General features: G+C 73.6%; 12 protein-coding genes. 3 read left to right on the top strand and 9 right to left on the bottom strand.

Annotated features, from left to right (window positions below; translation table 11 throughout):
- Nucleotides 1–111: 111 nt before the first annotated feature.
- Nucleotides 112–1440: an MFS transporter gene (locus SVTN_RS12585; protein WP_041129176.1), complete on the top strand. Its 1329-nt coding sequence runs from the start codon at nt 112–114 to the stop codon at nt 1438–1440.
- 213 nt (nt 1441–1653) lie between these two features.
- On the opposite strand, the gene SVTN_RS12590 is transcribed toward SVTN_RS12585, so the two are convergent.
- From SVTN_RS12590 to hrcA, 9 genes are all read right to left on the bottom strand, one after another.
- Nucleotides 1654–2655, bottom strand: a complete 1002-nt coding sequence (locus SVTN_RS12590; RefSeq protein WP_041129177.1) for an adenosine deaminase — start codon at nt 2653–2655, stop codon at nt 1654–1656.
- Nucleotides 2656–2657: 2 nt separating this feature from the next.
- Nucleotides 2658–3563 carry a ribonuclease Z gene (locus SVTN_RS12595; RefSeq protein WP_041129178.1) on the bottom strand — a complete coding sequence of 302 codons (906 nt, stop codon included), beginning with the start codon at nt 3561–3563 and terminating at the stop codon, nt 2658–2660.
- Nucleotides 3564–3566: 3 nt separating this feature from the next.
- Nucleotides 3567–3926, bottom strand: coding sequence for a histidine triad nucleotide-binding protein (locus SVTN_RS12600; RefSeq protein WP_041129179.1), 360 nt, complete (start codon nt 3924–3926; stop codon nt 3567–3569).
- A 99-nt stretch (nt 3927–4025) separates the two neighbouring features.
- Complete coding sequence (locus tag SVTN_RS12605) at nt 4026–5129, bottom strand: tetratricopeptide repeat protein (protein ID WP_041129180.1); 1104 nt, start codon at nt 5127–5129, stop codon at nt 4026–4028.
- Entirely contained in the window at nt 5126–6376 is a 1251-nt protein-coding gene (locus SVTN_RS12610; RefSeq protein ID WP_041129181.1) for an ATP-binding protein, read from the bottom strand. The genes SVTN_RS12605 and SVTN_RS12610 overlap by 4 nt, the downstream gene beginning before the upstream one ends.
- A gap of 140 nt (nt 6377–6516) precedes the next feature.
- On the bottom strand, nt 6517–7260 hold the full coding sequence (locus SVTN_RS12615; RefSeq protein WP_041129182.1) for a 16S rRNA (uracil(1498)-N(3))-methyltransferase: 744 nt from the start codon (nt 7258–7260) through the stop codon (nt 6517–6519).
- Nucleotides 7257–8348 (bottom strand): nitronate monooxygenase, encoded by a 1092-nt coding sequence (locus tag SVTN_RS12620; RefSeq protein ID WP_041129183.1) that lies wholly within the window; start codon nt 8346–8348, stop codon nt 7257–7259. The genes SVTN_RS12615 and SVTN_RS12620 overlap by 4 nt, the downstream gene beginning before the upstream one ends.
- Before the next feature lie 182 nt (nt 8349–8530).
- Nucleotides 8531–9670: a molecular chaperone DnaJ gene (dnaJ, locus tag SVTN_RS12625; RefSeq protein WP_041129184.1), complete on the bottom strand. Its 1140-nt coding sequence runs from the start codon at nt 9668–9670 to the stop codon at nt 8531–8533.
- On the bottom strand, nt 9671–10690 hold the full coding sequence (hrcA, locus tag SVTN_RS12630) for a heat-inducible transcriptional repressor HrcA (RefSeq protein ID WP_030684865.1): 1020 nt from the start codon (nt 10688–10690) through the stop codon (nt 9671–9673).
- Nucleotides 10691–10838: 148 nt separating this feature from the next.
- Between hrcA and SVTN_RS12635 the strand changes: the two genes are divergently transcribed.
- Complete coding sequence (locus SVTN_RS12635; RefSeq protein ID WP_041129185.1) at nt 10839–11567, top strand: MBL fold metallo-hydrolase; 729 nt, start codon at nt 10839–10841, stop codon at nt 11565–11567.
- A gap of 120 nt (nt 11568–11687) precedes the next feature.
- On the top strand, nt 11688–12494 hold the full coding sequence (locus SVTN_RS12640) for a DUF3097 domain-containing protein (RefSeq protein WP_041129186.1): 807 nt from the start codon (nt 11688–11690) through the stop codon (nt 12492–12494).
- Nucleotides 12495–12654 lie beyond the last annotated feature (160 nt).

Consider the following 12654-nt stretch of genomic DNA (forward strand, 5'->3'; position numbering starts at 1 on the left):
ACCGCCTTCTCCCGCCACTCACCTGCTTGATACACATGGTTCGCGACCCCGTGCCCCCGCGCACACCACCGGGCGCTCCACCCCTCCCCTTTCTTGTTCCTGGGAACGCCCATGTCCTCGCGGACCCGCCGCTCGGGGGCCCTCGTCGCCCTCGTCGCCCTCTTCACGGCCGGCTACCTCGCCCCGTACCTCCTGCCGACCGTCGTCGGCCGCCTCTCCGCCGGACTCGGCGTCACGCCGTCCCAGGCGGGCCTGATGGGCTCGGTCCTGCTCCTCGCCTCCTCCTCCGCCGGCTTCACGTTCGCCGCGCGCGGACACCGGATCGGCCCGCGCCGAGCGGCCCGCACGGGCCTGCTCGCCATGGCCGTCGGATACGGCTCCGCCGCCGCGACCGCCTCCGTACCGCTGGTGGTCGCGGGCGCGGTCCTCGGCGGCCTCGGCTCGGGCACGGCGACGGCGGTGGCCGTGGCCGGAATCGCCGGCCGACGGGACCCGCACCGCGCCTCGACCCTCGGCCTGCTGGCCGTCTCGGCGACGGCGGGCGCCCTGTACCTGACCCTGCCGCACCTGGGCGGCGGCCACGCCGCCCCGCTCCTCGCGATCGCCTGCACGGCGACCCTGGTGTGGCCGCTCACGGCCCGCCTCCCTCACGCCACGCACGCGGTACGGGAGACGGCGACGACCTCAGGCCCCCTCCCCCACCGACGGGCGGGTGCCGTGCTCGCCGGGGGCATCCTGTGCTGGTCGCTCGCGCAGAACGCCCTCTGGGGCGTGAGCGGCCGCATCGGGCTCACCCAGGCGGGCCTCTCCGAGGTCACCGTGGGCGCGGTCTTCGCGGCGGCACTCGGCGCGGGCCTCGCCGGCGTCACGGCGGCGGGCGCACTCGGCTCCCGCCTGGGCCGGGCGGTCCCGATCGGCGCGGGCACGGTGGCGATCGCGGGCTGCGTCCTGCTGAGCTCGACCGCGGAGAGCCTGGCAGGCTTCGCGACCGGTGAGATCGCATGGAACGCCGTCTACCCGGTGGTCCTGTCCTACCTCCTGGGCCTGGCGGCCTCCCTGGACCCGCGCGGCCGCTGGGCCGTCATGGTCGGCTCGGCCTCGTCCCTGGGCGTGGCCTGCGGCCCGGTGACCGGCAGCCTCCTCTCGGAGCACGCCGGCTACCCGGGCATGGGCCTGACCCTGTGCACCCTGCTCCTCCTGGTCGCCGCCCCCATGACGGCAGTGGCCCGCCACGCCTCGGGCCGCCCCCTGGTCCCGGGCTCGATCCACCGCCGAGGCGGGGCACCGGCGGCGGTGCTCGCGGGCCGGGGGTCGGGGACGTCCCTGGTCCCCCAGATGGGAGCACCGGAGCAGGAGGTCGCGGCGGTCGCGGTGGCGACGGGCCGCCGCCGGGTGGCGAGGTCGGCGTTCGGCCTGGCGAGGCCGTCGGGCCGGGGGTAGAAAGGGCTGTTCCCCCACCCCGCCCCTTCCCGAAACCGGGGCTCCGCCCCGGACCCCGCGCCTCAAACGCCGGCGGGGCTGAATTCAGCCCGTCCGGCGTTTGAGGACACGGCCGAAGGCCGTACGGGGGCCTGGGGGCTTGCCCCCGGTTTCGGGAAGGGGCGGGGTGGGGGAAGGCCCCGCGCAGCGGCACCGCCCCGGCACCCGCACCCGTTACTCCGCCGCGTCGAAGCGGTACGCCTCCACCTCCGCGAGGTACCGCGCCCGACGAGCCTCGTCGTCCTCCAGGAACGACGCCTCGAACGAGTTGCGGGCCAGTTCCCGGAGCTGGTCCTCCGTGAGGCCCAGCGCGTCCCGGACCCCGTCGAAGTTGTCCCCCACGTACCCGCCGAAGTACGCCGGATCGTCGGAGTTCACCGTCACCAACAGCCCCGCCGACATCATCGTGCGGAGCGGATGCTCGGCGAGGGTGTCGACGACGCGGAGCCGGACGTTCGAGAAGGGGCAGAGCGTGAGCGGCACCCGCTCGCGGGCGAGCCGGTCGACCAGCGACGGGTCCTCCATGCAGCGCAGGCCGTGGTCGATGCGCTCCACGCCGAGGACGTCCAGTGCTTCGCGCACATAGGCGGCGGGGCCCTCCTCGCCCGCGTGGGCGACGCGGCGGAGGCCGAGCCGGGCGGCCTCCTCGTACACCTCGCGGAACTTGGCCGGCGGGTGGCCGACCTCCGCCGAGTCGAGGCCGACGCCGGTGATCCGGTGGAGGTACGGCTTCGCGGCCTCCAGGGTCGCGAGCGCGGATTCGGCCGACTCGTCGCGCAGGAAGCACAGGATGAGCCGGGTGGAGATCCCGTACCGCTCCTCGGCGCGGTCGAGGGACGCGCCGAGTCCCTCGATCACCACCCCGATCGGGATGCCGCGCGCGGTGTGCGCCTGCGGGTCGAAGAAGATCTCGGCGTGCCGGACGCCCTGCGCGGCGGCCCGCTCCAGATACGCGTCGGCGAGCTCGGTGAAGTCCTCGGCGGTGCGCAGGACCGCCATCAGCTCGTAGTAGAGGTCCAGGAAGCTCTGGAGGTCGCTGAAGCGGTACGCCTCGCGGAGGGCGTCGGTGTCGGCGTACGGCAGGGTGACGCCGTTGCGGGCGGCGAGCGCGAAGGCGAGCTCGGGTTCGAGGGTGCCTTCGATGTGGAGGTGCAGTTCTGCCTTGGGTACGGGCATGTTCACGTTCGTTTCGGTAGGGGGACCCTCATGAGGTCCTGGGCAATGCTCAGCTCGCCGTCGAACCCGGCCGCCCGCGCCTGCCGTTCGAAGGCGGCGGGGTCGGAGTAGCGCTGCGAGAAGTGGGTCAGGACGAGGTGCCGTACGCCCGCGTCGCGGGCGACGGCGGCGGCCTGGCCGGCCGTCAGATGGCCGTGGTCGGTGGCGAGGCGGACGTCCTCGTCGAGGAAGGTCGACTCGATGACGAGCATGTCGGCGCCTTCGGCGAGGGCGTGCACCCCGTCGCAGAGCCGGGTGTCCATGACGAAGGCGAAGCGCTGCCCGCGCCGGACCTCGCTGACGTCGTCGAGCGAGACGCCGCCGAGGGCGCCCTCGCGCTGGATGCGGCCGACGTCGGGGCCCTTGATGCCGTGCGCGGCGAGCTTCTCGGGCAGGATGCGGCGCCCGTCGGGCTCGGTGACCCGGTAGCCGTAGGACTCGACGGGGTGGGAGAGCCGGCGGGCGTCGAGGGTGAAGTCCTCGGTGACGGCGAGCGGCCCGTCGGCGGCCACCGGGGCCTCGGTCAGCTGCACGGTCTCGCGGTAGGCCGTGGCGTACCGCAGCCGCTCGAAGAAGCGCTGCCCGCTCGCCGGGTAGTGGGCGGTGACCGGGTGCGGGACCTGGTCGAGGTTGATCCGCTGGATCACCCCGGCCAGGCCCAGCGAGTGGTCGCCGTGGAAGTGCGTGACGCAGATCCGGTCGAGGTCGTGCGCGGCGACCCCGGCCCGCAGCATCTGCCGCTGGGTGCCCTCGCCGGGATCGAAGAGGATGCCCTTTCCGTCCCAGCGCAGCACGTAGCCGTTGTGGTTGCGGTGCCGGGTCGGGACCTGGCTCGCGGTCCCGAGGACGACCAGTTCGCGTACGGACACGGGTTATCCGGGGGGCCAGTTGAGGCCGCGGCCGCCCAGCACGTGCGCGTGGGCGTGGAAGACGGTCTGGCCGGCTCCGGCGCCGGTGTTGAACACGATCCGGAAGCCGCTGCCGTCGATCTTCTCCTGCTCGGCGACCTCGCCCGCCTCGCGCAGTATGTCGGCGGCGACGGTCGGCGCGGCGGCGGCCAGGGAGGCGGCGTCGGGGTAGTGGACGCGCGGGATCACGAGGACGTGCGTGGGCGCCTGCGGGTTGATGTCGCGGAACGCGACGGTGGTCTCCGTCTCGCGGACGATCGTCGCCGGCACCTCCCCTTCCGCGATCTTGCAGAACAGGCAGTCGCTCTGCGGCTCTCCGGCCATGTCCCGGACCTCCTAGGTCGGATGACGATCACTACCCGGTCATGCTATCCGCCGCCCCCGACAGCCGGGGGAAGCCAGGGGGAAGCCTGTGGAAAACCCTCAGTCCTTCGGTGTGCGGCGGTTGAGCGCCGAGCGGCTCACCCAGTACGTGATGATCACGCCCCAGAACAGGGGCGTGCCGAATCCGCTCACCGTGCCCGGGTCGAGGGACCACAGGGCGAGCGAGACGAGCGAGTAGAGGCCGAGGAGCCCGACGGCCCCGGCCATGAACAGCACGGGCCTGCAGTTGCGTGCCACGAGGAGCATCGGCCGGCGCAGCCGGGGCGGCACCCGGCGGGCCATCCACACGCCCCATCCGGTCCAGGCGCCGAGGACCACGGCCGCGCCGAGCAGGAGCGGGACGGCCGCGTCGGCCCAGGTCGCCCGGCCGGGGATCGCGACGCGCGCGGTGGCGGAGGCGACGAAGCCGAGGAGGGCGACCCAGCGGGCCCCGGCGGCGGTGTTCCAGGCCATGGCCTCCAGGTTGTAGCGGGCCTTGCGGTCCTGGAGGTCGAGCGCGGCGGAGGCGACGAAGCCCTCGGCGGCCTGGGTCCAGGCCCCGCGCCGGAACCAGCGGCGCCGCAGCCGCAGCAGCGACAGGTTGTTGTGGGCCTCGCTGCTCTGCGGGTTGAGGCGCAGGGTCGTCTCGTACGCGCGCTGTGCGGTGGCGTGGTCGCCGCGCCGCTGGGCGGTGAGGCCGACGAGGAAGTGGGCGGCGTCCTCCTCGGGGGCGAGGCCGACGGCGGTCCGCGCGATCTCGTACGCCTCGGCGGTACGCGCGGGCGTGCCGGTGTGTTCGGCGTGCTCGGCGAGGGTGGTGCCGAGCGCGTAGTGGCTGCCCCAGAAGTTCGGGGCAAGTTCCACGGAGTACCGCGCGGCGGCCTCGGCCTCCTGGAACCGCCGGTCGGCGAGGAGGATGTGGACCCGCATCAGCCAGGCCCCGAGCAGATCGGGATGGGCCCCGAGCGCCTGGTCGACGGCGGCCAGGGCGGCGGCCCGGTCGCCGGCCCGGTGGTGGCAGCGGGCGAGCAGGACGAGCGCCTCGGCGTCCTCCGGTTCGCCCGCCAGGTGCCGGGCGACGAGCTCACCGGCCTGTGCGTACCGCCCGGTCTCGTAGAGCGCCTCGGCGCGGGCGAGCGCGGTGGACGGGCTGGAGGCGGTCACAGCTTGCGCTTCCGCTTGAGGTGGGCGAGGAGGTCGTCGTACAGGCCGCCCTCGTTGGCGAACATGGCGACGTTCCGGGCGGCGGCGAACCACGGCTCGGTGGACGGCCTGATCTGCCGGGCCGCGCCGAGGAGGTCCTTGGTGGTGATGAGGCGTACGGAGCCGCTGCGGGCGGAGTCGAGGAGCGCGGCCTCGGCGGCCGTCTCGCAGACGTGGGCGAGGTCCGCGCCGGAGAAGTCCTCGGTGGCCTTGACGAGCTTGCCGAGGTCGACGGCCTCGATGGGCCGTTCCCGCAGGTGGTAGCGGAGGATCGACTCGCGGGCGGCGGCGTCCGGCGGCAGCACGAGCAGGGTGCGGTCGAGGCGGCCGGGGCGGCGCAGCGCGATGTCCACGTCCCAGGGCACGTTGGTGGCGGCGAGGACGAAGACGCCCTCGTTGCCGGTGCCGCTCGCGATGCCGTCGAGCTCGGTGAGGAGCTGGTTGACGACGTTGCGCAGGCCGCTGTGGTGGGTGCGCGAACGCTTGGCGCCGAGGGCGTCCAGCTCGTCGAGGAAGACGACGCAGGGGGCCTGGCGGCGGGCGGTCTCGAAGATGTCGTGGATGTTCTTCTCGGAGGCCCCGATCCACATGTCGAGGACGTCGGAGAGCGACACGGTGAGGAAGTCGGCGCCGAGTTCGCCGGCGACGGCCCGCGCGATGAAGGTCTTGCCGCAGCCGGGCGGCCCGTAGAGGAGCAGGCCGCCGCGGAGCGACTTGCCGTACAGCCTGCGCAGTTCGGGGTTGCGCATGGGCGCGAGGAAGGCGGCCTCCAGGCGCTCCTTGACCTCCTCCATGCCGCCGACGTCGGCGAGGCGTACGGCACCGGGGGCGTCGACGTCCCAGGCGGCGGCGTCCCCGGCGGTCCCCTCGCCGCCGTCGGCCTGCGGGTCGTCGAGGAACCGGGGCCCGACGAGGTCCTGCACCTGCTGCTCGGCGGCGTCCCAGTCGAAGGAGGGCGCGGGCTCGGGCTTCACGGGTTCTTCGGCGACCGGTGCCGCCGGGGGCACCCCCATCGCCCGCACCATCAGCGCCCGCGCGTCCGCGTCGCCGGGAGCGTGCTGGAGCGCGACGGCCGCCTCCGCGACGGCCTCGTCGTTCCGCCCCTCGGAGAGGAGCAGCTCGGCGAAGTGGAGGCGCAGGGGTACGTCACCGGGGGCGGCGGCCACGGCGGCGCGCAGACTGCGGATGAGGGGGGACTCGTCGGCCATGCGGGTCAGCCTAGAAAAGCCACCTGGTCACCCGCCAACCGGGTGCGCGGCCGCGTGGGCTCCCTCCTCCCGTACGAGACCGGCGTACGGGAGGAGGACGGCCGGCCGCTCTTCGACGAGCTGCCGCGAACGAAGGGGAACTAGCTCCAGCGGCCCGTGCGCCCCAGGACCAGAGCGGTCGCCGCCGTACCGGCCGTGGAGGTGCGCAGGACGCTGCGGCCGAGGCGGTACGGCTTCGCGCCCGCGGCCTCGAAGGCGGCGAGTTCGTCCGGGGAGACCCCGCCCTCGGGGCCGACGACGAGCACGATCGACCCCTTCCCGGGGAGTTCGGCGGTGGCGAGCGCGCCACTGGGGTGGTCGCGGTCCTCGTGCAGGACGGCCGCGAAGTCGGCACCCGCGAGGAGGGCGGCGACCTGCTTGGTCGTCATGAGGTCGGCGACCTCGGGGAAGCGGGTGCGGCGCGACTGCTTGCCGGCCTCGCGCGCGGTGGACCGCCACTTGGCGAGGGCCTTGAGGCCCCGGTCGCCCTTCCACTGGGTGATGCAGCGGGAGGCGGCCCAGGGCACGATCGCGTCCACGCCGGTCTCCGTCATGGTCTCGACGGCGAGTTCGCCCCGGTCGCCCTTGGGCAGGGCCTGGACGACCGTGATGCGGGGCTCCTCCTCGGGGTCCTCGTGGACCTCGTCGACCCGCACGGTGAGCTCGTCCCTGCCCTCGGCGGAGACCACCACGCACGCGGCCCAGCGGCCCCGCCCGTCGGCGAGCACGAGCTCCTCCCCGGCCCGCAGCCGCTTCACGGAGACGGCGTGCCGCCCCTCGGGCCCGTCCAGGAGGAAACTCCCGGCACCGGGGACGGTGTCGACGACGAAGACGGGTGCGGTCATGAGGTGCTCCTGTGTGCGAGCCCGGAGAGATCGGAGAGGGCGGTGTCGAGTTCGGCGGCCAGCACCTCGACCAGCTGCCCGGCGGGGAGCGCGCGGGCGAGGCGGTGGCCCTGGCCGGCCCACAGGGCCATGCCCTGGGCGTCGCCCGCGGTGGCGGCGGCCTTGCGGAGCGGGGCGGTGAGGTGGTGGATCTCGGGGTAGGCGGCGGGGGCGTACGGCCCGTGCTCGCGCATGAAGCGGTTGACGAGGCCGCGGGCCGGTCGCCCGGAGAAGGCCCGGGTGAGGGCGGTCCGGGTGAACAGCGGGTCCGTCAGGGCCTGCTTGTGGAGCGGGTGGGCGCCCGACTCGGGGCAGGGGAGGAAGGCGGTGCCGAGCTGGGCGGCGTCGGCGCCGGCGGCGAGGACGGCGGCGATCTGCGCACCGCGCATGATGCCTCCGGTGGCGACGATCGGCAGCGCGACGGCCTCGCGGACCTGGGTGACGAGGGTGAGGAGCCCGGTGCCGGGGGCGTCTTCGTCGGCCGGGTCGTCGCGGTACGTGCCCTGGTGGCCGCCGGCCTCGACGCCCTGGACGCAGACGGCGTCGGCTCCGGCCTGCTGCGCGGCGAGGGCCTCGTCGGCGGAGGTGACGGTGACGATCGTGTACGTACCGGCGCGGTCGAAGGCGTGGAAGGTCTCGCGCGGGGGGCAGCCGAAGGTGAAGGAGACGACGGGGACCGGGTCCTCCAGGAGGATGGCCAGCTTGGCGTCGTAGGCGTCGTCACGGCCCTCGTCGGTCTCGCCGAGGGGGGTGTCGTACCAGGTGGACTCGCCCGCGAGCTGGTGGCGGTAGACCTCGACGGCGGCGGGGTCGGCGGGCCGGCCGTCCTGCGGCATGAAGAGGTTGACCCCGAAGGGGCGTGCGGTGAGCCCGCGTACCCGCTTGATCTCCTGGTACAGGCCTCCGGCCGTCTTGTACCCGCCGGCGAGGAACCCGAGCGCCCCGGCCTCGCAGACGGCTCCGACGAGCTCGGGACAGGAGGCGCCACCCGCCATGGGGGCCTGCACGATCGGGAACCGAGAGAGATCGTTCAGTGCGGTGGTGGACATATGGGCATCGTGTCATGCGCGGTCCGGGACGCGGGAAAGGGGCGGCACGGGAGTGCCGCCCCTTTCCGCTGCGTACGGATCAGCGCCCGTCGAAGGCGTCCTTCAGGCGCGAGAACAAGCCCTGCTGCCCCGGCTGACTGTGCTGACCCGGGGGGACGCCCCCCGGACCCCCAGCCGAGCGCCTACCGCCCGTTGAACGCGTCCTTGAGCCGCGAGAACAGCCCCTGCTGCCCAGGCTGGAACTGGCCGGTGGGCCGTTCCTCTCCCCGCAGCTTGGCCAGTTCGCGCAGCAGACGCTCCTGCTCGGCGTCGAGCTTGTTCGGGGTCGTCACCTCGACGTGCACGATCAGGTCGCCCCGGCCGTTGCCCCGCAGGTGCGTCACGCCGCGCCCGTGCAGCGGGATCGACTGGCCGGACTGCGTGCCCGGGCGGATGTCGATCTCCTCGACGCCGTCGAGGGTCTGCAGCGGCACCTTCGTGCCGAGCGCTCCCGCCGTCATCGGGATGGTGACCGTGCAGTGCAGGTCGTCCCCGCGCCGCTGGAAGACCTCGTGCGGGGTCTCGTGGATCTCGACGTACAGGTCGCCGGCGGGGCCGCCGCCGGGGCCGACCTCGCCCTCGCCCGCGAGCTGGATGCGGGTGCCGTTGTCGACACCGGCCGGGATCTTGACCGTGAGCGTACGGCGGGACCGCACGCGGCCGTCGCCGGCGCACTCGGGGCACGGCGTCGGCACGACCGTACCGAAGCCCTGGCACTGCGGGCAGGGCCGGGAGGTCATGACCTGGCCGAGGAAGGACCGGGTGACCTGGGAGACCTCGCCGCGGCCGCGGCACATGTCACAGGTCTGCGCGGAGGTGCCGGGCGCGGCGCCCTCGCCCGAACAGGTGGTGCAGACGACCGCCGTGTCGACCTGGATGTCCTTGGTCGTACCGAAGGCCGCCTCGTTGAGGTCGATCTCCAGGCGGATCATGGCGTCCTGGCCGCGGCGGGTCCGCGAGCGCGGGCCGCGCTGCGAGGCCGTGCCGAAGAAGGCGTCCATGATGTCGGAGAAGTTGCCGAAGCCGCCCGCTCCGAAGCCACCGCCCGCGCCACCGCCGCCGGAGGCCGAGAGCGGGTCGCCGCCGAGGTCGTAGACCTGCTTCTTCTGCGGGTCCGAGAGGACCTCGTAGGCGGCGTTGATCTCCTTGAAGCGTTCCTGCGTCTTCGGATCGGGATTGACGTCCGGGTGCAGCTCGCGCGCGAGCCTCCGGAACGCCTTCTTGATCTCGTCCTGGGACGCGTCGCGGCGCACGCCGAGTACGGCGTAGTAGTCCGTGGCCACTTACGACTCCGCCAGGATCTGTCCGACGTAACGTGCCACTGCGCGTACCGCTCCCATCGTTCCGGGGTAGTCCATGCGGGTCGGTCCGACCACGCCGAGTTTGGCGACTGCCTCGCCGCCCGAACCGTAGCCGACCGAGACGACGGACGTGGAGCTCAGCCCCTCGTGGGCGTTCTCGTGCCCGATGCGTACGGTCATGCCCGATTCCTTGGCCTCGCCGAGCAGCTTGAGGAGCACGACCTGCTCCTCCAGAGCCTCAAGGACGGGCCTGATCATCAGGGGGAAGTCGTGTCCGAAGCGGGCGAGATTGGCGGTGCCGCCGATCATCAGCCGCTCCTCGTGCTCCTCGACGAGCGTTTCGAGGAGGGTCGCGAGCACGGTCGAGACCGTGGCGCGGTCCTCGGCCTCCTCGAAGGACTCGGGGAGGTCCTGCACCAGCTGCGGCACGTCGGCGAACCGGCGGCCGACGACCCGGCTGTTGAGCCGGGCCCGCAGGTCGGCGAGCGAGGTCTCGCCGAAGGGCGCGGGGCAGTCGACGACGCGCTGCTCGACCCGGCCGGTGTCGGTGATGAGGACGAGCATCAGGCGGGCGGGGGCCAGCGAGAGCAGCTCCACGTGCCGGACGGTCGAGCGGGTCAGCGAGGGGTACTGGACGACGGCGACCTGGCGGGTCAGCTGAGCGAGCAGCCGCACGGTGCGCCCGACGACGTCGTCGAGGTCGACGGCTCCGTCGAGGAAGTTGTGGATGGCCCGCCGCTCGGGCGTCGACAGCGGCTTGACGCCGGCGAGCCGGTCGACGAAGAGCCGGTAGCCCTTGTCGGTGGGGATGCGCCCCGCACTGGTGTGAGGCTGGGCGATGTACCCCTCCTCCTCGAGGACGGCCATGTCGTTGCGCACGGTGGCGGGCGACACGCCGAGCTTGTGGCGCTCGGTGAGCGCCTTGGAGCCGACGGGCTCCTCCGTCCCGACGTAGTCCTGGACGATGGCGCGCAGGACCTCGAGTCTGCGTTCGCTGAGCATCGTGCGCACCTCCAGCTGTCGTCGTCGTTCCGGTTGCTCCGCTTTTGGCACTCGCCCTGTCCGAGTGCCAGCGATCCCCCGGCCAGTGTACGGCGGCGGGCATCGCTCCTGGCAAGGAGGCGGCGCCCGCACCGGTTAGCGTCGCCCCATGGACGTGGATTGGGAAGCGTACGGATGGGAGCGCCTCGCGGACGGAGTCGGCAGGCGCCGACTGCCCGGCTGGGACGCCACGGTGGGCCTTGTCGTGGGTACGCGGGCGGTATTGCTGTACGACACGGGGTCCTCGCTCGCGGAGGGCGCGGAGCTGCGGGCACAGATCACGGCACTCACGGGCGGCCGAAAGGTGACACACATCGCACTGAGCCACCCCCACTTCGACCACGTCTTCGGCACGGCGGTGTTCGCAGGCGCGGAGGTCTTCGGCGCGGTGGGCTCGGACGAGCTCCTCTCCCTGGCCCGGGAACGGGAGGCGCTGCGCGAGGACGCGGTACGGCAAGGGATCGATCCGCAGACGGCGGCGGAGGCGGTGGACGTCCTGGTGGCCCCCCGGCACGTGGTCTCGGGCGAGTGGACGCTCGACCTGGGCGACCGCCAGGTGCTCCTGGCGAACGTGGGCCCCGGCCACACGGGCCACGACCTGGCGCTCTGCGTCCCGGGCGGGCGCGAGGTCGTCTTCTGCGGGGACCTGGTGGAGGAGTCGGGCGAACCGCAGGCGGGCCCGGACGCGATCCCGTCCCGCTGGCCGGACGCCCTGGACCGCCTGCTCGCCCTGGGCGGCGAGGAGGCGGCGTACGTACCGGGGCACGGGGCGGTGGTGGACGCCACGTTCGTGAGGGCACAGCGCGATGAACTGGCACGGCGCTTCGACGTGCCCTAACGTCACCCGAATGCGCAGCTACAACCCGGATCTGACGCCGCCTTGACTGCATCTCCCGGGGGATGACCCCCGGACCCCCAGCAGATTCCCCGCCACCGCGTCCTGGACAGAATCGAGCCCATGCGCAGTTACAACCCCGATCTGACACCGCCCTGGAAGAAGTCGGCGCCCGTGCCGGAGGTCCCGGCGGACCCCGACCTGGTCGTCGAGGAGGTCACCACGGGCTTCTGCGGGGCGGTGATCCGCTGCGAGGCGGGCACGGTGACGCTGGAGGACCGGTTCGGCAAGCACCGGGTCTTCCCGCTGGAGCCGCGCGGCTTCCTCCTGGAGGGCGAGGTCGTGACCCTGGTCCGGCCGGTGGCGGGCGGTCCGGTGCGCCCGACCCGTACGGCCTCGGGCTCGATCGCCGTACCCGGCGCACGCGCGCGCGTGGCACGGGCGGGCCGGATCTACGTCGAGGGCCGCCACGACGCGGAACTCGTGGAACGGGTCTGGGGCGACGACCTGCGGATCGAGGGCGTGGTCGTGGAGTACCTGGAGGGCGTCGACGACCTGCCGTCGATCGTCGCGGAGTTCGGCCCGGGACCGGACGCCCGGCTGGGCGTCCTGGTGGACCACCTGGTCCCGGGCTCGAAGGAGTCGAGGATCGCCGCCCAGGTCACGGGCCCGGACGTGCTGGTCGTGGGCCACCCGTACATCGACGTCTGGGAGGCGGTGAAGCCGTCCGCCCTGGGCATCCCGGCCTGGCCGGCGGTCCCCCGGGGCCAGGACTGGAAGACGGGCGTCTGCCGGGCCCTGGGCTGGCCCTCGGACAACACGGGCGCGGTCTGGCAGGCGATCCTCAAGCGCGTGACGTCCTACAAGGACCTGGAGCCGGAGCTGCTCGGCCGAGTGGAGGAACTGATCGACTTCGTAACGGCCCCGTAGACCGCCAGACCAACGCCCACCACCGTGCGGACCCGCACCCGGCTGGGCAGCGCCTTCGCCGCCCCCGTTGTGGGCGCCTCGTGCCGCCCCCGTTGTGGGCAGTCGTTCCGCTGGGGCGGAACGGGTGGGCACAACGGACCCGCGCCCTGCCGGCGCCCGA

Origin of the sequence: Streptomyces vietnamensis (assembly GCF_000830005.1) — a bacterium.
Classification (GTDB): domain Bacteria; phylum Actinomycetota; class Actinomycetes; order Streptomycetales; family Streptomycetaceae; genus Streptomyces; species Streptomyces vietnamensis.